Annotated in this window: 18 protein-coding genes and 1 pseudogene; 7 read left to right on the forward strand and 12 right to left on the reverse strand. The window is 40.9% G+C overall.

Features of this window, described 5'->3' with window-relative positions; translation table 11 throughout:
- Nucleotides 1-61: 61 nt before the first annotated feature.
- Nucleotides 62-1,036, forward strand: coding sequence for a hypothetical protein (locus tag ACFE93_RS05565; RefSeq protein WP_375472377.1), 975 nt, complete (start codon nucleotides 62-64; stop codon nucleotides 1,034-1,036).
- A gap of 384 nt (nucleotides 1,037-1,420) precedes the next feature.
- Here the strand turns inward: ACFE93_RS05565 and ACFE93_RS05570 are convergent, their stop codons facing one another.
- From ACFE93_RS05570 to ACFE93_RS05580, 3 genes are all read right to left on the reverse strand, one after another.
- Nucleotides 1,421-3,157 carry a diflavin flavoprotein gene (locus ACFE93_RS05570; protein WP_375472378.1) on the reverse strand — a complete coding sequence of 579 codons (1,737 nt, stop codon included), beginning with the start codon at nucleotides 3,155-3,157 and terminating at the stop codon, nucleotides 1,421-1,423.
- Nucleotides 3,158-3,260: 103 nt separating this feature from the next.
- On the reverse strand, nucleotides 3,261-3,773 hold the full coding sequence (locus ACFE93_RS05575; RefSeq protein ID WP_375472425.1) for a phosphate-starvation-inducible PsiE family protein: 513 nt from the start codon (nucleotides 3,771-3,773) through the stop codon (nucleotides 3,261-3,263).
- A gap of 129 nt (nucleotides 3,774-3,902) precedes the next feature.
- Nucleotides 3,903-5,633, reverse strand: a complete 1,731-nt coding sequence (locus tag ACFE93_RS05580; RefSeq protein ID WP_375472379.1) for a diflavin flavoprotein — start codon at nucleotides 5,631-5,633, stop codon at nucleotides 3,903-3,905.
- Between the two features lie 219 nt (nucleotides 5,634-5,852).
- On the opposite strand from ACFE93_RS05580, the gene ACFE93_RS05585 reads away from it, so the two are divergent.
- Nucleotides 5,853-6,812: a 1-aminocyclopropane-1-carboxylate deaminase/D-cysteine desulfhydrase gene (locus ACFE93_RS05585; protein ID WP_375472380.1), complete on the forward strand. Its 960-nt coding sequence runs from the start codon at nucleotides 5,853-5,855 to the stop codon at nucleotides 6,810-6,812.
- A 108-nt stretch (nucleotides 6,813-6,920) separates the two neighbouring features.
- Nucleotides 6,921-8,708, forward strand: a pseudogene (locus tag ACFE93_RS05590) (DUF262 domain-containing protein).
- 42 nt (nucleotides 8,709-8,750) lie between these two features.
- On the opposite strand, the gene ACFE93_RS05595 reads toward ACFE93_RS05590, so the two are convergent.
- From ACFE93_RS05595 to ACFE93_RS05615, 5 genes are all read right to left on the reverse strand, one after another.
- The gene (locus ACFE93_RS05595; protein ID WP_375472381.1) at nucleotides 8,751-9,908 is read right to left on the reverse strand and encodes an IscS subfamily cysteine desulfurase; all 1,158 of its coding nucleotides are present in this window, start codon (nucleotides 9,906-9,908) and stop codon (nucleotides 8,751-8,753) included.
- Nucleotides 9,909-9,911: 3 nt separating this feature from the next.
- Nucleotides 9,912-10,538: a type I restriction endonuclease gene (locus ACFE93_RS05600; RefSeq protein ID WP_375472382.1), complete on the reverse strand. Its 627-nt coding sequence runs from the start codon at nucleotides 10,536-10,538 to the stop codon at nucleotides 9,912-9,914.
- Between the two features lie 78 nt (nucleotides 10,539-10,616).
- A complete protein-coding gene (locus tag ACFE93_RS05605) occupies nucleotides 10,617-11,273 on the reverse strand; it encodes a restriction endonuclease subunit R (RefSeq protein WP_375472383.1) in 657 nt (218 codons plus the stop codon).
- Nucleotides 11,274-11,347: 74 nt separating this feature from the next.
- Entirely contained in the window at nucleotides 11,348-11,827 is a 480-nt protein-coding gene (gene bcp / locus ACFE93_RS05610; RefSeq protein WP_375472384.1) for a thioredoxin-dependent thiol peroxidase, read from the reverse strand.
- Nucleotides 11,828-11,976: 149 nt separating this feature from the next.
- Nucleotides 11,977-13,815, reverse strand: a complete 1,839-nt coding sequence (locus ACFE93_RS05615; RefSeq protein ID WP_375472385.1) for a protein kinase — start codon at nucleotides 13,813-13,815, stop codon at nucleotides 11,977-11,979.
- 11 nt (nucleotides 13,816-13,826) lie between these two features.
- On the opposite strand from ACFE93_RS05615, the gene ACFE93_RS05620 reads away from it, so the two are divergent.
- The 4 genes from ACFE93_RS05620 (at nucleotide 13,827) to ACFE93_RS05635 (ending at nucleotide 16,188) form a co-directional block, all read left to right on the forward strand.
- A complete protein-coding gene (locus tag ACFE93_RS05620; RefSeq protein ID WP_375472386.1) occupies nucleotides 13,827-13,964 on the forward strand; it encodes a hypothetical protein in 138 nt (45 codons plus the stop codon).
- A 56-nt stretch (nucleotides 13,965-14,020) separates the two neighbouring features.
- Nucleotides 14,021-14,875: an FAD-binding domain-containing protein gene (locus tag ACFE93_RS05625; RefSeq protein WP_375472387.1), complete on the forward strand. Its 855-nt coding sequence runs from the start codon at nucleotides 14,021-14,023 to the stop codon at nucleotides 14,873-14,875.
- On the forward strand, nucleotides 14,872-15,300 hold the full coding sequence (locus tag ACFE93_RS05630; RefSeq protein ID WP_375472388.1) for a hypothetical protein: 429 nt from the start codon (nucleotides 14,872-14,874) through the stop codon (nucleotides 15,298-15,300). The genes ACFE93_RS05625 and ACFE93_RS05630 overlap by 4 nt, the downstream gene beginning before the upstream one ends.
- Nucleotides 15,301-15,867: 567 nt before the next feature.
- Complete coding sequence (locus tag ACFE93_RS05635; protein ID WP_375472389.1) at nucleotides 15,868-16,188, forward strand: hypothetical protein; 321 nt, start codon at nucleotides 15,868-15,870, stop codon at nucleotides 16,186-16,188.
- Nucleotides 16,189-16,267: 79 nt separating this feature from the next.
- Here ACFE93_RS05635 and ACFE93_RS05640 read toward each other — a convergent pair whose 3' ends face one another.
- The 4 genes from ACFE93_RS05640 to ACFE93_RS05655 form a co-directional block, all read right to left on the reverse strand.
- Nucleotides 16,268-16,591 (reverse strand): DUF2103 domain-containing protein, encoded by a 324-nt coding sequence (locus ACFE93_RS05640; RefSeq protein ID WP_375472390.1) that lies wholly within the window; start codon nucleotides 16,589-16,591, stop codon nucleotides 16,268-16,270.
- A 5-nt stretch (nucleotides 16,592-16,596) separates the two neighbouring features.
- Complete coding sequence (gene clpS, locus ACFE93_RS05645) at nucleotides 16,597-16,923, reverse strand: ATP-dependent Clp protease adapter ClpS (protein WP_094348337.1); 327 nt, start codon at nucleotides 16,921-16,923, stop codon at nucleotides 16,597-16,599.
- 342 nt (nucleotides 16,924-17,265) lie between these two features.
- Nucleotides 17,266-19,296: an FAD-dependent oxidoreductase gene (locus tag ACFE93_RS05650; protein WP_375472391.1), complete on the reverse strand. Its 2,031-nt coding sequence runs from the start codon at nucleotides 19,294-19,296 to the stop codon at nucleotides 17,266-17,268.
- A 186-nt stretch (nucleotides 19,297-19,482) separates the two neighbouring features.
- Nucleotides 19,483-23,499 carry a DUF4912 domain-containing protein gene (locus tag ACFE93_RS05655; protein ID WP_375472392.1) on the reverse strand — a complete coding sequence of 1,339 codons (4,017 nt, stop codon included), beginning with the start codon at nucleotides 23,497-23,499 and terminating at the stop codon, nucleotides 19,483-19,485.
- Nucleotides 23,500-23,561: the final 62 nt, after the last annotated feature.

The following is a 23,561-nucleotide window of genomic DNA, read 5'->3' on the forward strand; positions in this document are numbered from 1 at the left end:
GTCAATTGACTACAAAACTGTAGTCGCACCTGATTTCATTTCTGAAGCTAAAATTCGCAGTTTGCTCACTAAAGTTACAGAAGAAGATTTTACTGAAAGCGGGCAAATAAGTATTCGTGAGGTAAATGGATCTGAAGTTGGCAACTTTACTGTTATTTTTCGTTCTGTTAAAGCCAGAAACAACGACATAGGAGAGGAAGGAAATAAAGTATTAAAAGATGCAGTTGGGAGAGAAATTTATTGGGTAGAGGGACTCGTTTTTCAGAAAAATTTGCCCGAAATGCAATATAAAATTGGAGAAAGTCATCTCGATCAAGCACATCGATATCTACAAGAGAAGTATCGTGAGTTTTGGTATGAGGATAAGCTCAGTATTTCCTATGTGATTGATTTGGTAAAAGTTACATCTGAGCCAGACAACAACTTCAGAGTGCTAGAACCATTGGTGATTACACTAAGGCCTCAATTACCAGAGTATCAATTACCAAAAAAAAAAGAACTTAAAAACTATAAATATCCTCCCGGCAAACCTGTGAAAAACAAAACAAGTTTATTTAGACTTGTTTTGATTGCAATTACAGCACTATTATTGACTGGGATAGTTTGGAAAGTGTGGTCGGACTCGCAGCCAAAGATATGCCTGTATGTTACTCGAGATGTACCAATTGAATTTCATCTGCCAAATCAAACTCCCTCATCACCAAAGGTATTATCTGGAATTGAGGAGCTTAAAAAATTAAAAAAAGAAAACAAAGCAGCTTGGATATTGCTAAACGGTTCTTTGGAGGTAGAAAAATCTCTTGCCAAGCAGATTAAAACTGAAGTAGACAAACAAAAAGAAAGAACAATAAAAGCCGGGAGTATTACAATAGTTCCAGATGAAAAGACCCCATTAAAATTAAACATCAAGAATCACCCGATTGACTTAGCGATCGCTCTAATTCAAAATAAAACAGTTACTAGCGGCAAACTTCAGGCAACAATAATTGAACCAATTTCGCAAAAAGCATCGTCCTGTAATGCTTTACAAATGTAATTATTCAAATTTTTGTAGGCTCTTATTTTGGCAAAGGTATTGCTTTGATAAAGAGTTTTAGCCTTAACCCAAGCGTATTGCTCTATAAGACTTGTGTGTATACCGTAGCTCTACAAAGAAAGAGGTTTTTTAGACAATAAGTGGTTATATAATGTCCGGCAAATTACCCCTAATATATACATTGCGAGTGGAACGAAGTGAAGCAATTGCAGAGTCCTTGTGATTGCTTCACTTCGTACCTTACGGGAACGCCAAGGGCGAACGCAATGACGGGTATTTGAACGGACATGATATTACACAAAATTATTTATGTCATTGCGAACGCTTCATTCGCAATGACAAATGTATATTTAATTTTGCACTACTACTTAGTGAACAGTCAGATTAATAATAGCTGCCAGATTTCCGATGTTCCAAAGCCGTGACACCATCATTTTCCAACACTTCACCGCCATCGATGACAGCATAAATTAACCATCGATCGCCACATTCCAGCTGATTTTGCACTGTACATTCTAAATAGGCTAATGCTTCATTCAGAATCAAACAACCATTCAGAGCAGTTTTTGTGTCAAGATTTGCAAAGGGATTATCCCCTAAAGTGCTGTGACGAGAAAAATAGCGTCGGACATTTCTTCCTTCTCTAAGGATATTCAGTACAAATTTATCACCAGGATGATGCATTAAATCTGCATTTTGCTCGTTAGCGATCGCAATCATAATTCCTGGCGGGTTAAAAGTTGCCTGCGATACCCAAGAAGTTAAAACCCCTTTGTGAGTTTCTTCATCACGAGTTGTCACAACACACAGAGAACCAACAATTCGCCCCACCGCTTGTTCGGTACGATCTACATGGGTTTCTGTGACAACCTGGCGGGAAGTCCGCAGTTTCTTGGTTTTCTTCAAGTTTTGGGCAAAGGAAGCACCGGCTTGTTGACATTGCTGGAGAATCTCAGGAGTCGGACTGAAACACACCCGAATGGTTTCAAATCCTAGTTGATAATTAGCATCTTTGAGCTTGCTTTCGATTAAATCAATTGCCTCGCCACTCCAACCATAAGAACCAAACACCCCTGCTAACTTAGTTTTAGCTGCCACCGAGAGAACTATTCCTAAAGCAGTTTGAATTTGAGTCGGTGCATGGCCGCCTAAAGTGGGTGAGCCAATAATCAAGCCATCGCAAGTTTCTACAATGCGGTTAATTTCTGCCGAATCGGCTAGTTCGCAGTTGATTGATTCTACATTAACTCCATTTTGAATCAAACCTTGAGCGATCGCATTCGCCATAATTGCTGTATTTCCATAAGCAGAAGCATAGAGCAAAGCGACACTCAACTCTTGAGATTTTTGCCCTTGACACCATTGACGGTAATCATAGCTAAAACGACTGAGGCTGTAACGGACAACCGGGCCGTGTGCTGGGGCGTAACATCTAGCTCCCAAAGCTGACAATTTATCTAAAGCTACTTCGACTTGTTTAGCTTGGGGTGCATGGAGACATTCAAAATAGTAACGACGTTCCGCATCTAATCCCTTCCAATCTTCATCAAACAAAGTATCTTCGCAAATATGAGCGCCGAAAAGTTTGTCTGTGTAGAGAATTTTTGTAGCGGCATCATAAGTACAAAGTCCATCGGCCCAACGAGGAGTTGGTACGGTGATAAATGATAGAAGATGTCCTTGTCCTAAATTTAGAGTATCCTGCGATCGCATCGCTTGGATAGATGATTCAAATTCGGGAAAGGCAGTTTTTAGAGCATTGGCGGCGGGGCGAGAACAAATGAGAGTAGCTTGAGGAACCAGAGAGAGCAATACTTGCAAGGTTGCTCTACGGTTCGGGTTGACATGACTCAGAACAATGTAATCGAGGGAGATGAAATCTAGATGTTGTGCTAGTTGCTCAAGGTAAATATCGGTAAAAGATTCGCCGGGAGGGTCAATTAAAACCTTTTTATCAGCTTGAATCAGATAAGAATTCGCTGTAGTTCCCCGTTGGCGGGAATACTCCACCTCAAATTTTAGTCTGTCCCAAGTCCGCGATCGCATAATTAGAGTATTTTTACCAATTTCAGCAACTTGTACATCTCTACTATGGTTGGACGTTAATGTGGCAGTAGACATAATAACCTCTCTTATGGGGATTGGGAATGGGGCATGGGGCATTGGGCATGGGTTATTCTCCTTCTCTTCTCTCTCCCTATTCCCTATTCCCCACTCCCTATTTTTAATGACCATTGGTTTGTGTTAATTCAGACTTGGCTCGGCTTCTATAGCGTTTAGATGCTTCTTGTTCCGGGTCTATACCTTCAAAGGTCGGGGGTAGCCAAACTCTGAGAAACAGTAGTATTCCCAGCACTAATAAAAAGGCACAAGTTGCTAAAACTTGACTCCAACTTGTTTCTAGAACACCTTTAACAATGACTTCTCGCAAAGCAGAAACAATGGAAACTTCAACAGCTACCCCAATAGATACTCGATGTTCCTGTAGGTAAATAATCAGCAGTCGGAATAACTCAACTAAGATAAGTAAAAAGAGAATATCGGCAGTAACAGCATGAAAATCTAGAGGCGGAAGTAAGGAGAGAAACATATCTCTCACCTGAAGCACCATGAAGCTAAATAAACCGATACACAAAGAAATTACAATTATGTCTTGGATAAATTCCAAGGTTCGCACAACGCGCCCCCGATTGATTTCGTACATTGTAATCGGGATATTTTCAACAGATTTATACATAGTTTTTTGAGAGACGCGATTCATCGCGTCTGTACAAGGGTGGGTAGAGACGCGATTCATCGCGTCTGTAAAAAGCAAGGTAAATAAAGGAGAATAACAAATGACAAATGACAAATGACAAATGACAAATTAGTAATGATTGCCAATTTTGCGGTGATGGGCGGCGGTAAGTGCATCTAGTTTGGCAACTCTTCCAGTTTGGACTGTGCTATAAATTACCCAATGATCTCCACAATCCATACGGCTAGTAATTTCGCATTCCATGTAAGCTAGAGCTTCAGCTAAAACGGGCGATTCATTTTTAGCTGGATATGTTTTCACTCCAGCAAATCTATCTGCACCAGGAGCAAAACGCTTAATAAAGTGTTTCATTAATCCTTGATATTTGCCTTCTTCTAAAACATTTAAAACAAAGCGATCGCCAACGTGCATCAAGGATTCAATTGCCCGATCTTTGGATACTGCGATCGCTACTCCCAAAGGCTCAAGACTCGCTTGTGTCACCCAAGAAGCCAACATCGCACTCTGAACTTCTCCTTTTTTGGCGGTGATAATATACAATCCTGTACTAATCCGCCCTAAAGCTTTTTCTAGCTCAGTATTGATAGATTTAATTTGTTTTATGGTGCGATCGCGGGTCAGCCATTGACCCATATCTATCCCCGCTTCATCACAAAGTTGTTCCGTTGCTTGAGTAGGAACTTCCTTAACTAAAATAGGTGGAAAAGCTTCAGTTAATCCCAGTTCTTGAAACTTATTACGTAAAGGATAAACAGGTTCATCTTCTCCCCCTCCTGACTCTAATAAACCAATTGCCTGTTTCTTGTGAATAGCAGCTAAAATTGTACTTAAAGCAGCTTGAATCATCACCGAAGATTGGGGTGGCATTGCAATTACTAAACCAGAAGCTTGTGCAACTAATTCTCGAACTTCTTGAGGCTCGGCACTATTGAGGTCTACTAATTCTACTGCTACGCCTGTTTTCGCGCATCCATGCGCTATGGTACGGACTAAATGCTCGCTATGCCCGTAATCTTCAACATAAAATAGAGCCACTAATGTCTCTGTTTTTGCTTGTTCTGAACTCCAGTTTTGATAGCGTCCGAGCCATTCTGAGATATAGTGTCGTAATAAAGGCCCATGTCCTGTAGCAACTGTTCCTATTTCTAACTTTTCAATCCGCTTTAAAGCTGCTAAGACAGATCGGGCATTGGGGCCCATGAGACAATCATAGTAATAGTGAAAATCTTCTTCTATTGAAGTAATATTTTCATCATAAGTGTGGTCATCACAGTAGTGCATCCCAAACACATCGCAAGTGTAGAGAGTGCAAGTTTTGTGGTCATAAGTCAAGATTGTGTCAGGCCAGTGTAAGTTAGGTGCAGAGATAAATTCTAATTCGTGTCCGTTGCCTAAATCTAATCGCTGTCCACTTTTCACCTGCATTGATTTAAAAGGCTGGTGAACCATATTTTCTAAAAATTGAATAGCTACCTTTGCACCAACAACAGTAATGGAGGGAGCTAATTCCAAAATATTTTTTACTAATCCACTGTGGTCTGGTTCCGTGTGGCTGATAATTAAGTAATCTATCTTGGCCGGATCAATTAATCCCGCCACTACCTCAAGATATAATTCCTCAAACTTGCGGTGAGATGTGTCAACTAAAGCAACTTTTTCTCCTTGAATTAAAAAAGAATTATAAGTTGTACCATTCCGTAAACCAAACTCGATATCAAAACGTTCTCTATCCCAGTCGAGACAACGTATAGCAGTCGTTTGAGGAGCAATTTCAACAGTTTCAATTGTCAAACGTCCAGGATTGGAAATAACTTGAGTAAGCTGTGTGAGTGCAACCATTTCTTTTCTCCAAAAAGAATATTATCTGGAGCGAGTGTTATGTTTCTATATTTACCTGAAACACTCAATTAGTAAAATGCCAATTTCTAAAGCTAATCATCAGAAAGTTTTATTCATCATTTAGCTTGATTTATCATTGAATTACTCAATGTTTATCATTACTTTTATGTTCAATAATAAGCGTGAGAGAATGTAAATTCTAAGTTAGAATGTTTACGTATGTCGTTAACCTTTTTTCCTCCTCCTCTACAACAAATCAACAGCGAAATCGCCCATTACGCAGGTGTCGATGTGTATGTGTTGCGCCTCGATCTCATGCACCCTTTAGTTAACGGCAACAAGTGGTTTAAGCTGAAATACAATCTTTTGGAAGCTAAGGAGAAAAATTTCACGACGCTGCTAACCTTTGGCGGCGCTTATTCCAATCACATCTATGCAACTGCGGCGGCTGGTAATCTTTTTGGTTTTCGCACCATCGGGGTAATTCGTGGGGAGGAGAGGCTACCATTAAACCCTACACTGAGTTTTGCTGTACAACAGGGTATGCAGCTTGTCTATCTGAACCGCGAGATGTATCGACAGCGCAACACACCAGCACTACAGGAATATCTGCGACAACGTTTCGGCGAGGTGTTTATCATTCCCGAAGGTGGGAGTAATTTAAATGGTGTGCGCGGCTGTACAGAGATAATTGGTAATGCGATGCCTACGGCTGGCTACGCCTACGTATTCAATCGTATCTGCGTAGCCTGCGGTACAGCTACCACACTAGCAGGGATTGCACTTTCACTGCATGAAGGACAAAGAGCGATCGCTTTTCCCGTATTGAAAAATGGCGCATTTCTTGCACAAGAAATTGAAACTTTGTTGACAAATTACCTCGCCTCTGGTTTACCCGCACCATATAGCTCTCCCGCTTCCTGGGAATTGGTATGTGATTACCACTTTGGCGGCTATGCAAAGGTGAAGAACGAGTTGCTACTGTTCAGCCAGCAGTTCACACAGGAACATGGCGTACCCCTTGATTACGTATATACCGCTAAAATGTTTTACGGAGTGATGGATTTACTAAAGCAAGGATTTTTTTGTAGAGGCGATTCCTTACTGCTGGTACACACAGGCGGCTTACAAGGCAACGTTGGCATGGAGAAAAGTTTGCAGAGATTTTCTAAAATCTGAGTTGCCACTTAATTAAATATCAGTTAGCTTTGTATGGAATTTTACTACAACCAGTGAAATTCAGACGCCAATCTTGATATTTACTCAAAGTTAGGTAAGGTTAATTCTATGTTTACATCTACTGAACGTATTAAACCGGATGCTCAGAGTATTCCTCTCTATTTGGAAAGTCTTCTCTCACACAAGTATCAAATTCCAACTTTTCAAAGAGATGTTGTTTGGGAGAAAGAGAATGTTAAAAAACTTTGGGATAGTATTTATAAATTTTACCCTTTAGGAAGTATTCTAATTTGGAAAACTAATACCAAGTTAGAAAGTCATAGGGAAATAGGTGGTATAAAATTTGCTGATAATTTTTACTCTAATGAGTATTAGTACATTTTAGATGGACAACAAAGAACAACTTCTCTCTTAACATCAATCTATGGGGGTAAGATTGCTAATAACGAAAATTTTGATCCAACACTATATATAGATTTGACTATTGAACTTACTGATGCAACTGATGACACAAGCTATGCAAAAAGGTTTTTGTTTTGGGACGAAATAGATGATAGAGATGGTCAACTAAAAGCAAATATTGGAAAAAAACAACGTTATCAAGATAAACTAATTGTCAGCTTAATAGATATAATTAAAAACCGTGGCGAAATAGAAAGAAATATTTATGTAAGAGTTAATGGAGAATTCGAGCATCCTTATATGCAACAATTTAGGAGAATTAGGGAAGTTTTGGCTAATTACAAAATTTCCTTTATTGAGTTAAGAGGTATTGAAGTTGCAGAAGTATGCCAAATATTTGAGCGGATTAATCAAGCTGGTAAACCCTTAGATATCTTTGATATTGTAGTTGCTAAGACTTTTCGTTCCGAAAATAAGACAAATAATATCTCTGGGTTCTATCTTCGGGAATTATTTGATAAATTTAAAAAAACTATTTATAGTACTAGTAGTCAATATGCCAGTATTGATAATTGGACATTGCTCCAAATGCTAGCTGTAGTAGTAAAATCTGAATTTCCCGAAGCTGGGATACAAAATATTACTGATATGTATCTTAATAAGCTAAAAACAGACCATATTGAAGCTGTATGGTCTGATTTTAAAATAGCTGTTGCTAAAACTTTTGATTTCTTTGATAATATTTTGCATATAAAGGGTGGAAGATTAATTCCTTACCGATATTTCTACCTGACTATAACCGCATATTTTTATCGTAATCATAAACCAGATTATAGTTTTTTAGATAAGTATTTTTGGTATTATAGTTTTCATAATGCAGACTTACTAACAAACACTACTCACCTCTGGGAACATATATACTTTGTTAATCAACAAAAGGCTAATAGTATTTACTCATTCAATCAATTTGATATTGATAAGAATTCTTTAAGAAAATCTTTCTACAGTTATAGAGGTCGGTTATCCAGAGCAATACTATCACTTTATGCAAACCACAAGCCGCAAGATTGGGCAAAACCTCATAGAGATATTTTGTCTGATGTTTATTATCTGCTAACAGATAAGCCTAACTTGCACCACATATTTCCAGTTAACTTTATTAAGCAGAGCGGTATTGCTAGCCAAATAGAATCTGACAGCTTGATGAATATTGCCTATCTGTCTCAAATAACTAATTTGAAAATTAGCGATAAAAATCCATTATATTATATCAAAGAGTATGACGACCCTGGTTTAGAGGCAGTGCTACGCTCTCATCTTATACCAACGATCATTCTTGAATGGTCAAGAGACGATGCACTTCCAGAAAATGCCCTAACCATTTTTATTGAAAAAAGGGTAAACCTCTTATTAGAGGCTTTAAGGCTGAAGTTAAACGGGATTGAATTTAATGTTTTTGATATGGGCAATCGTATAGATAATATCTATTCTTAAATAAGCGATTGTCCACAAAAGAGGCATTGCTGGTTTTCATGCTTACCGTTTATTTTGTAAACTTTGAATGGTAGCGATCGCGTGTTTCGCCACAATATCAATCTCTTCTTCTGTAGTAAACCGTCCAATACCAAACCGCACTGAGGCATAAGCTAGCTTTTCTGAATGTCCCAGTGCTGTAAGAACATAGGAAGGTGCAGTAGTTGCTGACGAACAAGCAGATCCAGAAGAAACTGCCATTACTGGCTGCAATCCTAGCAAAAGTGCGGCTCCATCCACTCCCTCAACACTGATATTCAAGTTTCCCGCCAATCGCTGTTGAGGATGTCCGTTGAGATGAATTCCTTCAACTTGCGAAAGCTGTTCCCACAATCTTTGTCTTAATTGGGTGAGGCGTTGGGTTTCTGTCGCTTGTTCAACCAAAGCGATTTCTACAGCTTTGCCAAAGCCGACAATTTGCGGTGTATACAATGTACCAGAGCGCATCCCCCGCTCGTGTCCGCCGCCGTGCTGCTGGGGAGCTAGTTGCACTCTGGGGTTGCGCCTGCGGACGTACAGCGCTCCAATACCTTTGGGCCCATATACTTTATGTACTGTGAGCGACATCAAGTCAATTTTCATCGCTTGCACATCTAAAGGAATTTTACCAATAGCTTGGGCAGCATCGGTATGGAATAGGATTTGGTGTTCATGGCACATTTCCCCAATTTCTGCCAAAGGCTGTAACACGCCAATTTCGTTATTTGCAGCCATTACCGATACTAAAATCGTCTCAGGAAGGAAAGCGTTTTTTAACTCAGTCAAATCAATCAATCCATCTTTTTGGACAGGGAGAATAGTAATTTCAAAACCGAGACTTTTTAAATAATTACAAGGATCGATTACTGCACTATGTTCAGTGGCAATAGTAATAATATGCTGACCTTTTTTAAAATAAGCTTCGGCAACACCTTTAATAGCTAGATTATTTGCTTCTGTTGCCCCACTCGTAAAGACAATTTCTTCTGGTGTGGCGTTGATTGCTGCTGCTAAAATTTCTCGCGTTTGCTTCACAGCAGCTTCTGCTTCCCAACCGTAAACATGACTAATACTAGCTGGGTTGCCAAAGTTTTCTGTAAAATAAGGAAGCATTGCTGCTAATACACGTTCATCTACAGATGTGGTAGCGTGACAATCAAGGTAGATAGGGCGAATAGACATAAATTAACTCAAAATTTGACTCAAATTTTTTAATACACTTAGAACCTGATACAGTTCACTTTTTCGTTTCAAAAGTGTAAATTGGTCAGATATAGCATACTTTTGCTGATTTTCTTTGGTCAGTTTCAAGAAAATAAAATTACTACCATTTGTTACCAATCCAAAAGTAGGTTTATCTTGATTAGGATTAGCTAGCATATAAACCAGTGCTTGAGATATGGCTTCTAAAAGAGAAAAGCTAGACCTTTTAGATTCAATTACTAACAACCATAACTGTTCTTGAATAACTAAAATATCAATTCTACCTCTAATAATTTCGCCTTTATCTTCCGCAGAAAGTTCTATTGATTGTTCACCTCTGATATAAAAAGGCTCATCATAAAATCCAGCTAGATTGAGTAGAGGAGATAAAACTACTAATTTTACTGTTTCTTCTGACAAAGGAGGATGCTTGACTAAACGGAGAAAATGAAGTTTTACTCTGTCTAAATCTTGCTTTTCTAAATCTGTAATTTCCAATAAATTTTCAAACCATTCTGTGAAAAATGCCTCATCTTCGGCTAGCTGTAGACTAAATCTTTCTTCCAAATAGGCAAGCCCGACATTTTGTGCTTGGATAAATTGAGCCATAATTTCTTGAAAAAATGCAATATAACTATTATGACACTGTTCCTGTATTAACCTGGAAGATAGGAATAACAAAAAGAATTAGCTTAAAAGTTGACCTATTTTTTTTAATATATTTAAAATTTTATATAATTCATTTTCGCGTCTATATAAAGTGAATCGATCGGATAAAGCATAAATTGGTTTATCTTGTTTTATCAACTTAATAAATTGGAAATCTTCTCCATTAATTACTAAGGAATATGCAGGATGCTCAGGCTGAGGATTTGCCAACATATAAGTCAAAGCTTGAGGAATCGCCTTTGCCAAGGAAAAACTAGACATTTGAGATTCAATTATAAGTAACCATAGCCGTTCTTGAAGAACCAAGACATCAATTTTACCTTTAATAATTTCTTTAGTGTCTTCGGTATTTAATTCATTATCAATGATGGCTTGTTCGCTAATTTCTATACTTTCTTCTGTCGCAATATAAAAAGGAGGACGATAAAAACCAGCTAAATCTAACAATGGAGATAATACTACCAGTTTTACTGCTTCTTCTAAAAGAGGAGCATTTTCAAGGACGTTGAGATAGTTATTTTTAACTTTGTCTAAATATTGCTTTTCTAATTCAGTTATTTCAGGGATGTAGTCAAGCCACTCTGTAAAAAATTGCTCATCTTCAGATTTATATAAAGCAAATTTTTTCTTTAAGTAGGCAAGAGTGATATTTTGGGCTTGGATGACTTGAATCATGTTTATTTCAACTTGCGAAAAGTCTAATTCCTGACTTCAATTATCACGCTAGCAGTTTCTAGTATCCAGTTGTGTTACGTGGCTGCTAACTCCTGTAATTTAGTTAAAACTGCCTGAGCATGACCTTTGGTTTTTACGTTCGGCCAAACATAGACAATAATTCTATCAGGTGAAATGAGAAAAGTTGACCGAACAACACCCATATATTCTTTGCCCATAAATTTTTTTAAGCGCCAAGCGCCGTAGGCTTCTGTCAAAATATGTTCTGGGTCACTCAAAAGGGTGACTGACAAGTTATGTTTGCTGATAAATTTACAATGAGACTTAGCCAAATCTGGACTTACGCCTAAGATTTTTGCTCCTAGTGCGCTGAAGTCTTGATACAACTCGGTGAAATCTTTCGCTTCGGTGGTACAACCGGGTGTGTCATCTTTGGGATAGAAGTAAAGGACAACCCACTGACTGCTAAGCTCGTCGAGAGTAACTGCATTACCATTTTGGTCAGGTGTAGAGAAATCTGGCGCTGGTTGTCCAACTTGGGGAATGTTGCTCATAATGGGTGTGAGAGATTGCGTAAGCGTAGCTCGTAGACATCGCCTTAGAATTGTACATAAGTTGAGCGATATTGCATATTTACCAGCGTCACCAATTCATCAGCAGCAAGGCGATTTGCATAAAATAGGTCTGTTTTCTAAATTTCGAGTTAATTGATTCTCCACATTTTAATTGTTGAATCCTGACTACCACTGAAAATGGTTTGTCCGTCTGGACTAAATACTAAAGAATTAACAGCATCTAAATGTTTCATTACAGAGTTAATTTCTTCCCCCGTCCTTAAGTTCCACAATTTGATAGTCTTGTCTTGACTACCACTAACTAAAGTCTGTCCATCAGGGCTAATTGCCACAGATAATACAGAATATAAATGACCAGTCAGAGTACTTATAAGTTCTCCACTAATTAAGTTCCATACCTTGATTTCTTTGTCATCACTGCCACTAACTAGAGTATGCCCATCTGGGCTAATTGCCATAGACCGAACAACTCCTTTATGCCCAATGAGGGTATAATTTGTCCATACAATTATTGTGTGATCATAACTACCACTAGCTATGCTTTGCCCATTGGGGCTAACTGCTAAAGAGGTAACACCCTTTAAATGCCTAGCATGAGTATGAGTTATTTTTTCTGTTTTTAAGTCCCATTGCTTGATAATGTTGTCCAAGCTAGCAGTAAACAGAATCTGCTTAGTTGGATGAAATGCAACAGACGTAACACCCTTTGAGTGCCCACCAAACCTTTGAATAAATTCCCCAGTTTTAAGATTCCATATAATGCTTGTCGCATCCTCACTACCACTAACTAAAGTTTTGCAATCTGGGCTGATTGCAACGCAGTTAACAGAGGCAGAGTGTTCAATAAGGGTGTAAATTTCTTCTTTTGTTTCCAAGTTCCACACTTTGAGTGTTCCATCTGTACTACCACTAGCTAATATTTGTCCGTCAGGGCTAATAGCTACAGAGTTAACTGGGCTTGAATGCCAAGATGATAAATCGCCGATGGTGCTTTCTAATGTGATTTTTTGCGACTTGAGTGCTGCTTGTAGATTACTCAGCTTCGGGTTGGCTTGTTTTGGCTGATATAAAATCTTGTTAATTTCTACCAATCTTTCCAAAATTACCTGAGTATTGACTGGACGATCCTTTACTGGTTGCATCATCAGATGATCAATAAAATCTGCTAACAAAGGAGAGATATGATTAGCCTCAACACGCCAATTTATATCAGTAGTATATGGATCTCCATAGGGATCATCCATTAGTTCAAGAGGACACTTTCCTGTCAGCAAATGCACAAAAGTACGACCCAAGGCAAAGAAATCTGATTGCGGAACAGCATGACCAGTGATTTGTTCTAACGGAGCATAGCCATTAGAAACAAATGTTGTGATTTGACCTGCTGCTTGTTTTTTCTCGTAGGTTTTAGTAATTTCCCGCGCTATGCCAAAATCTATTAATACCAATTGTCCATCGGCAGTTAGCATAATATTTGAAGGCTTAATATCCCGATGGAAAAACTGCTGCTGATGTACTTCGTGTAAAATATTTGCCAACTGTGTTAACCAAAAGACTGCTTGCTTTTCACTGATGGGACGATTACCACGTTTTTCTAGCCATTGGTCTAAATTTTCTCCATCAATTTTATCCATTACCAAACAGTGAACTGGCTCTTGGCTATTTTGAGGAAAAAACTGAAAATATTCTTCAGCATTAGGAATTCCTGGATGATTTAGTCGCTTTAAAACTTCAGCTTCTTGCTGAAAAAGTGAAACTACTTTAGTTTGATTGAGTGTAAGAACCTTCAAAATTTTTAGCTTTTCTCTGTCACTTACCTCAAATGTTTTAGCAAAGCCACCTTGGCCTATAGGTCGTGTTACTCGATAACATCCTTCTAGCAGCAATTCAGAGCCACAGCTTTGACAGCGCAGTAGATTATCAGGGTTGTTAGTATTTTGGCAGTTAGGATTGATGCACAGGCTCATCGTCTCGAAAAGTGACAGATTTATCTGATATCTTAGCTTTACTTACTGATAAGCTGGAGAAAATAGGCATCAATGCGATCGCACTCATTCATCTTTGCTTAAGTTCTCTCATCAGGATGAGAGCGATCGCTTGTATTTATTCGCGATAATAATGACTTAACCTACAGATATTTTTGTTTATCTATTCTTATTCTTCAAAGTTCACATGACTAAAGATATGCAACGCCAATTTACCAACCGCGATGAGTTGGTAGTCTACCTGCGCGAACAATTCCCTGGTGCAGCAGAACGCGATGAACATATTAGCGAAACTGTGGGGGGACACAAAGCAGCACAAGAAGCGCTGCAAAAAATCGACCCCCTTCGCTACGCTCAAACACGTAATTTCTTCACAGGTGCAGTCACGCGTCTTTCGCCTTATATCCGTTATGGCGTTTTGAGTTTGCGAGAAATTCGAGATTACGTCCTTGACCAGGTACAAAACCAAGATGAAGCTACGAAACTAATTAATGAGTTAGGTTGGCGCGACTATTGGCAACGGCTGTATATGAAGTTAGGGGATGGAATCTGGAAAGACCAGGAAGAGTACAAAACTGGTTACACTGTGGATGAATATGCACCCGAATTGCCGCAAGATATCAGACAAGGAACTACAGACAGAGTTTGCATTGACAGTTTCAGTCGTGATTTGAGAGAAACTGGTTATCTACATAACCACGCACGAATGTGGCTAGCGGCTTATATTGTCCATTGGCGGCGTATTCGTTGGCAAGCAGGAGCCAAATGGTTTCTGGAACATCTTTTAGATGGAGATCCTGCTAGTAATAATATGTCATGGCAGTGGGTTACTAGCACTTTTAGTCAGAAACCGTATTTTTTCAACCGTGAAAACTTAGAACGCTATACCAAAAACATTTATTGCCATAAATGTCCCCTTTATGGTCATTGTGATTTTGAAGGCAGCTATGAGGAATTAGAACAGCGACTTTTTCCCAAAGGCGAATTTAGCAAACAAGCCAATAGCCAAAGTTGGCAACGTGGAAAGAAAGGTAAAAAATGAATAAACCAATTGTTTGGGTACATGGAGATTGCCTCAGTCCAAATAATCCCACATTGCAAAAATATCCTGATGCCCCAGCTATCTGGGTTTGGGACGAGGCGTTGATAGAGGAATGGCAATTGAGTCTTAAACGTCTGACTTTTATCTACGAATGTTTGCTAGAGTTACCTGTTGTTATTCGTCGTGGCAATGTAGCACAAGAAATTTTAGCTTTTGCTCAAGAACATGATGCCAATTTAGTTGTTACAGCCGATAGTCCCAGCCCCCGATTTGATGATATCTGTAATAAAATGGAGCGTTCTATAGCAGTGGAAGTGTTACAGGTAGAACCATTTTTTGACTATGACGGCTATATTGACTTGAAACGGTTCTCGCGCTATTGGAAAGTGGCTCAGAATTATGTTTATCAAAAACCCTCACCCTAAATCCCTCTCCCAAATTGGGCTACGGTGTACACACATCGTGGTAATGAAGCCCAAACCCTGGATTTATCCCCTTAATCCCCCTGATGCATTGAGGGAAGATGAGGGCAGTTAATTTTACTTAAAAGATTTTGATTTTTTAAGTAAGATTAACTCATAAGTTAATTACAACAATTGCTGCAATCATTTAAAGGTTTCTTATACATCAACAAGCAATTGTTGCAAAGTATTAAGCCTTTCCAGCAATTAGTTATATATTTATTAGAAATACTTAAACGTTTCTTATACATGAATGAACAATTGTTGCAAAGTATTAAGCCTTTCCAGCAATTGGTTATACATTTCTGGGAAATACTTAAACGTTTCTTATACATAAAGGAGCAATTGTTGCAAATGCTTCAATTTTGGCAACTAGTCTTGCAGGTTAATGGAGTTAAGAGCGCTGAGTTGCAAGTGAGATTTTTCACTCAGCAGTATTGAATCTATTGAGGTTTGTAAATAATTTGTATCTCTGCAAGGAATATTCCTTTAGACTGAGTTTCAACTGAAAAAATGTGGGGATAAACACAAATGCATTCGTTAAATATATTTTGTCACGAATTTGTAGTTGCTGTTTCCTTTGTAGCTTGCATGATTGGACTGTTGTTACTGTGGAACAGTAAGGAGCAAACAAATGATATGGAAGAAACAGAGCGGATTCTGTTTAGAATGAGTTTTAGTTACTGGCTAGTTTATTGTGTAGCTTTTGGCATAGAAAAAATAGTTTTACCCGATTGGGAATCTGTAGTCATGACTTTGAAAATAACTACGGCTTTGTCATATTTCTTAACTTTTTCTTGTATTGTTAGTCTGCCGCTACACAAGTTTGCAGTGCATCGGGTTGAGGAATAGTTATTGGGCATTGGTCATGGGGGAGGCAGTGCGGTCTTGGAGTTTCCCCAAGTAGAGTAACTGCCGTCATTGAGTACAATTAACATCTCATGGCGATCGCTAATGCTGTTTCTAGTTGATCCTGGGGTAAAGTTGTCAAAATAAATACCTCTTGTACCGTTTTCCCCTGCCGTGCAATGACTTTATAGCCCCCACGAATGGGTACTGAGACGCGCAGTTGCATTTTTGGACAGTGACCTTTTGAGCGCCCAATCACTCCCGGCGTCACAGTTTGGATGCCATCGTGCTGACAAAGACGTTCTAAAATGGGGATAAGACCAGAAAGGTGTGTTGAGTGATTCCAAACCAGTCTGGCGGCTTTTTGGGAAGCCGTGCGGAGGGGATCTACGGAGGGTTTGCCCATGATGATTAAGCTGCTTCTAGAGGTGCCATTGTCAAACCTGCTCGGCGCAGCTGCTGATGATAGAGTTCCGCAGGTTCTTGGGGCCCGACCCAGACGATCGCTTGACCTTCATAGTGTACCTGATTAGTCAGATCCCACGCGCGATCGCCACTCATCCCCGGAATATATTTCATCAAACATTCAGACACGTGTTGGAATGTATTAAAATCATCGTTTAATACAATCACTTTGTAATTCGGATAAGTCTTACGGATAACTTGATTAGACCGTTCAGGAGCTATAGTTGGTGCTGTGGACATCCCGTAAACGTCTGCTGAAAGTGTCATAACCATAAAACAATTGGTCAAGATAATTTTACAAAACTACACTATAAGTAATTAGTTTAGTTCATTGTTTAGTTGTTCGTTGTCATTTGTCCGTTGTCATTTGTCCTTAACCAATGACCAATGATATTGTGTCCGGCTAAAAACTTATCATTTAGACCGCACTTCTCTACGAGACGCTGCGCGTAGCTTGCTTCCACGAAGTGGTACGGCTACGCTCAGTGACCGAGGAGCTGGGGGCAGGGGTAAAGAGGCTTTTGGGATTTTTGCACAGATTCGGTAATCATAAGTGATTAACCGGACTTGATATGACCAATGACAAATGACAAATGACAAATGACAAATGACTATCTATTTCCAATTATCCCAGTTTTCGTTAAAAATAGATGTATCTGGGAAAGCAGTAGGGTTGCCATTTTGTTGCAAAAGCCGTTTAAGTGCTTCTAATTGTGGCTCTTGTTTAGGTAAGTCATCAACTAGTTGGTAAGGTGCGATCGCATTTTTGAGTGCAAAACTAGCAACTGTTCCTGCAGCTGCGCCAGATGACCATTCAAAGGAGTGTACTCGATAGGCAGCAGCAGCAATATGACTAGTCGCAATACTTTTACCACCTACCAGCAAATTATCAATTTTCTGGGGAATCATCGCCCTCAGAGCAATTTGGAAGGGATAAGCTTGACCAGCACCACGTCTTTCGCCTGGACGTTCTGTGTTCCCAGGAGCTTCTGGGGGACTATTTACCATGCAAGGATGGAAATCTATGGCGTAGTGACCAATACCCACAGCATCGGGAAAAATGGTAGAACGAGTCCGTCGCATTGCTTTATCTGGTGGAACTTTACCGTCAATTACTGATATTGCTTCTAAACCTGCAACTGCTGCTCGTAGCCGACGATACATATCTGCTGGCAGAGTCTTTGAGTAATACTCATCATTATAATCTCGGCGGGAAATATCAATTTCCCCAATACTAAAGCCTTCGGCTTGTCCCCAACTGGGGCGGCCAATGATCCGCCGTCCTTCTCGCATATAGGGATATTTTGATAAGCCGTGTATTGTCCCCATTGGAGAATTTAAACCGGAAACAAAGCGATTATTGGGTTGCTGCTGCTTGACACCATCCCCTAGTTGAGAATCTGTAGTCCCAGCTACCAACCAGTAATAGAAAGATAAAGCGTTTTCCTCAGCCTTGCGCAGGGTTTCTGTCCGTAATCCTCCCATCCAACCCCCTGGCTCTAACTGTCCAGTTGCTTGTAACTGTTGGCGAGTATAAATTAGGTTATCCTGGGCTGTTCCGGGGCGGTAGTCGTTACCCCAAGTCCAGTTTTGCATCGAGATATCCCCTGGTGTCGCCGCAGTAAAACTGACACCGCCAAATTTTGCTGGTTTGCCTTTGTTTGGACTCCAAATGCGACGATAGGTAAAAACCAAATCAAAGTTAGCCAGTCGCTTCAATTCATAGCTGAAATATGGCGCATATTGTGAATAAAATGCTGGCATTGTCTGCGGTTGCGGTTCCTTGGTGGACTCCATTGCAAAGGTGTAGGTAAAGCCTTGAGGACAATATGGGTCGTTGTTGGCGCTAAAAGCAGAAGGTTCTAAGTAGGAACGGGCATCAATACCTAATCGGTAAGGGACATCAGCAAGGGCGATAATTTCTCCAGTTTCGCTAGCGTCTACGACATACCATTTAGGAGCATCCTCTTTCGTTGCTTTGGGGATGAAACGGACAATCGTTTTAGTAAACCGAGACGAGTTTTCGTAGTGATAAGCATCTTCAATGCTTTGAGATAACGTAAAAGTATTGAGAGGTGGTGCGCCTTTTGGTGGTTGATGTTGAATTGCGATCGCACTATTAATTATTTTGCCATCAGCAGTGATTTCCAAATCCTTAATTACCGTGTTGGGAAACCATTGCAATTTCCCTTTGCCCTGCTTTTCGGCATCTTTAAGCATCTGGGTCAAAATAGTGTGAGCATCGCGGGGAAGAAAACACGATTCACTTACCCAGCAGTCACCAGGGTTAAGCTTACCGTATTTACGTCCAATGCGGTTTCGCAATTCCAGATAGCCACGAGAATAGAATTTCAAAGCTCGTTGAGTTGGGCGTTCGTCTAACGCAGATGTCCCTTGAGCAGAAATTTGTCCTCCCAGCCAGTCAGTAATTTCTGTCAGACAAACTGTTCGCCCTGCTAGCAACCCCTCATAAGCTGTGGCGACACCAGAAAGTCCACCACCCACAACTAAAATCTCGCAATTTACACTTTTGTCTGGGGTTCTTGGTGGTGCGGCGATGGCCCGATCAAATGCGACTAAGCTAGAGATTAGATTTAGACCGATCGGCAATGTTAAGCTAAAAGCTACTTTGTGTCTATGTTTCATAGTTAAAAAAAACCACTCCAAATCCTGTGTCACCTTGTAGACGTTAGCATTGAAATGTCTAATTCAAGCAATTTTTCCAGAGCAACAGAAACGAAAGTTAGCGGAAAAATTGGCATAATAAAATCCCCCCTTCCTATACTCCCTAAAAAGGGAAAATTGCGTTAGAGGGGATAACTCAAGATAATGTTAGCTTTCGGAAGTTTCCTGAGAGAACTTCTTATGGATAGTTCTTGGGGATTCCCCATCAGCAGCTACCGTTATCAGATAGTCCATTAAACCATCTGAAAAGGGAAGACGTAGGTGGAAAGTACCATCGGGTTTAATTTTGATGGCATGTCCACCAATGTTTACGCTGGTATTTGGTTGAGTTGCTCCGTGAATAATCAACTCAGCATCAGCCACAAACCAGAAATCTCCGTAGGAACGACTGAATACCCGGACGTTAGCGGAACGGGCGATGAGTAACCAACGTAGTTTACCGCCGTAGGCATCGCCATCAGCAATATAGCCAATTTCAACCATGTAATCGCGATCGCTGACGGGAATAGCCACAAAGCGATCGCGTGCTACTTCTTCAGATTCATACTGCTGGACAAGCTGGGGACTTTGATAACTCAAGTCAATGCCAGTTACATCATAGAGCCGCACTGCTAATTGGGAACCGCCCTGTTGATGCAGTGCTTCAGATTGAGCTTTGGAAATGTGCCAAGAAACATAAGCCCACTTGGGAGTGCGGGGTGTGAGGACAATACTACTCTCTTCTGGGGCAGTTTCTTTTTCTACATTTGCCAAGCCAACAGCTGTTTCGCTTACTAACGCTACATTTTCAACTGTAGGATCTGTTGTCGAATCTGGATTCACAGGATTGAAGATACGAACGATCGCAGAACGGGCAATGAATAACCAGCGTAGTTTACCGCCGTAGGCATCGCCATCAGCGACATAGCCAATTTCAGCTATGTAATCGCGTTCGCTGATGGGAATTTCCACAAAGCGATCGTGTGCTGTCTCTTCACATTCATACTGCTGTACCAGCTGCGGATTTTGATAACTCAAATCAATGCCAGTCACATCATATAGCCGCACTACCAATTGAGAGCCGCCTTGTTGTTGCAGTGCTGCTTTCTTAGCTTCAGAAATCTCCCAAGAGACTTCAGCCCATTGGAAAGTGCGGGGTGTGAGGACAATACTGCTCTCTTCTTGGACATCTACCAAATCAACATCTGTTTGATCCGCGATTGCGACATCATCAACTATGGGATCTGGATTTACAGGATTGAAGACATGAACGATCGCAGAACGGGCAATGAATAACCAGCGTAGTTTACCGCCGTAGGCATCGCCATCAGCGATATAGCCAATTTCGGCTATGTAGTCGCGATCGCCCAGAGGAATTTCTATCAATCCGTCGTTTGCTGTTTCCTCAGATTCATACTGCTTTACCAGCTGCGGAGTTTGATAACTCAAGTCAATGCCAGTCACATCATACAGTCGCACTACCAATTGAGAGCCGCCTTGTTGCCGCAGTGCTGCTTTCTTGGCTTCGGAAATCTCCCAAGAGACATGAGCCGATGTATGAGTATCTGGTGTGAGTACAATACTGCTTTCTTCATCTGCATCTACCAAACCAATAGCTGTTTCGGCTGCGATTGCCACATCATCAACTATGGGATCTGGATTCACAGGACTGAAGACACGAACAATTGCAGAACGGGCGATGAATAACCAGTGTTCGCCATAAGCGATATAGCCAATTTCAGCTATATAGTCGCGATCGCCCTGGGGAATCTCTACAAAGCGATCGTGTGCTGTCTCTGCACATTCATACTGCTGTACCAACTGCGGACTTTGATAGCTCAAATCAATACCAGTCACATCATACAGGCGCACTACCAATTGAGTACCGCCTTGTTGCCAAAGTTCTGCTTTCTTGGCTGCGGAAATCTCCCAAGAGACATGAGCCGATGTATAAGTATCTGGTGCGAGCACAATACTACTTTCTTCATCTGCATCTACCAAATTGGCTGCAATCGTCTCATTTTGAGCATCCGCTCCGAAAGTGCTACCCCAAGCACCAACTCCTGCGCCTGCTGCTAAAGCCGCCGCAGCCAAATCTGTAGAGTTAGCTTCAGCAACACCTTCCCCTACAGTCGGCTCGGCGGGAAGTTCTGACTCTGGCAAATTTAAAGTGGGTTCGGCTGCGTCCGCTACCACATTCAATGCATCTTTACTCAATAAATCTTCTGGAAATTCAGGTAAATCGAGCAGTGGGGATGTTTCTGTCGCTGATGCTTCCAGATCATCTGTCACTTCGTTAGATTCCGCTAAGGGCCATTCATCTACTGAGGCTGTATCTTCAGTTGAGGTAATACTCTCTAGCCAGTTCAATTCTGCTTGAAGTTCCTCATCTACCTCATCTTCACTAATTGCTGTGTCCCAATATCCAAAATCAGATGTTACTTCTGGCACATCTGGTAATTCCGGGAGTGGGGCTGTCACTTCAGATGAAGACAGTTCCACATCAGATATCTCTTCTGGAATATTACCCAGGTGAGGATATGAAGTATTGACTACAGCCGCTGGGGCTTCTATATCCCATGCAACTTCATCAGACTCAGGAATGTTTGTCTCCGTATAATTATTTAACTCAACTGTCTCATCAATTGCGTTTGTTTCTGTTTCTTTGTTGCTAAAGGTAGACCAAGTAGCCGCCCCGATGCCTGTTGCTATAGCCGTACCACCTAAAGCTGCGGCTCCTAAGTTGTTATTTTCCGAGCCATTAGCTACACCTGATGTCGCGCCTTCATAGAGGTTAGAAGTACCATTACTTGTCTCTTGCACTAAATTTGCTGTCCCCTGACTAGCATTTTGGTTCAGCTCGGATTGTGTTTGAGCGTAGATGTTGAAAGAAGTGCGATCGGGGGTTTCTTGCTCTGGGAAGTGCGGTACTGCCTCCTCCTCCAGCGTCGCTCCATTCAGGGAGGAACCCGTGCTAGCGTCGAGCGCCGCCGTTTCTCCATTAGGTAGATGAGGATTTGATTCTGGTAAATTGTCTGTTGTTTCAGCGGGCAATGGACGTTTTCTCAGAATCCAATATAGTGCAGATCCACTTACAGCGAGCAAAAAGATAGGTAGCAGCAACCACAATGGTGTTTCTTTATTTACAATTGGAGTGCTTTGTGTAGGAGCAGCCACAAAGGGCTGTTCGCCAAATGCAGAACTAGTGGCACTAGGGGAAGGCGTAGCCGCTGGTGTCGTCTGGGCACTGGGGGAAGCCGCAACAGCAGGTTGTAAGACGCTGGCTGCGATCGCCTCGGCTTCGACAGTTCTACCTTTTTCTATAGCCTGCTGTCCTGGAGGTGCTAGGGTAAAGCCAAGAAAATCTACTGTGGTTAAACTCTGATTTTTTTTGTAAACGTAAACTAAAGGTTGCGAAAAAGGATATTTAGCATCATCTGGTAAGGCTTGATGTAATTGCAGAACTCGCACCCCTTTCAACTTCGACACCTGATTAGCTAACACATAGCTGATGCCGTCTTTGCCCAGTTGTTTGATGATTTCTGCGGTATTATCGTCAGTTACTTGGGTAGCATTGGACCCTGTAGCAAATTCAGCAGTTTTGAAAGCTGGATAAGTACGAAAAGTATTGCGAGTTTCACTCGCGATCGGGCGATCGATGAACCGAATCTTCCCTGAAGGCCCTCCCAGTTGCGACCAATTTGTAATTTGTCCGCGGAAAATCCGGGCAAATTGCTTACTAGTCAAGCTTCCTTTGAAAGGATTGTCTGCACCAACCACGATCGCAATCTTCTCACGCTGCAACCGAATTTGCTCTAGTCCTTGGGCTTTTTCTGCCGGCGTCAACCCGCGCCCCATTGCGACTATATCGATTTTGCCATCTTGCAAATTTTTCAGCGCCGTCTCAGTGCCGTTAGCAGCAACTTCAACCTTTTTACCGACAAACTGTTTTTCAAAACTTTCTTTCAGGCTTTGGTTGATTGCACTCAAGCTACTGGAACCGTCAATCCGCACTATCGATTCATTCTGCCCTGTTTGTGGCAGTGGCGAAGAGGTAGCTTCAGGTGTAGATTGTGCCAGCATCGGTGCTGATACCACTAGAGATGCTGCCATCGGGGTTGTAGCTAAGGCAACCCATAGTATCAGCCTGACTATCGAAGTATCTTTTTTTTCTTGTTGCCACATAAGCCCCTTAATTAAAGTAAAAAATAGAAAGCCTGCCAGTCCTAAATCGCGATCTTTATAAA

Origin of the sequence: uncultured Nostoc sp. (genome assembly GCF_964247315.1) — a bacterium.
In the GTDB taxonomy this organism is placed as follows: domain Bacteria; phylum Cyanobacteriota; class Cyanobacteriia; order Cyanobacteriales; family Nostocaceae; genus Nostoc.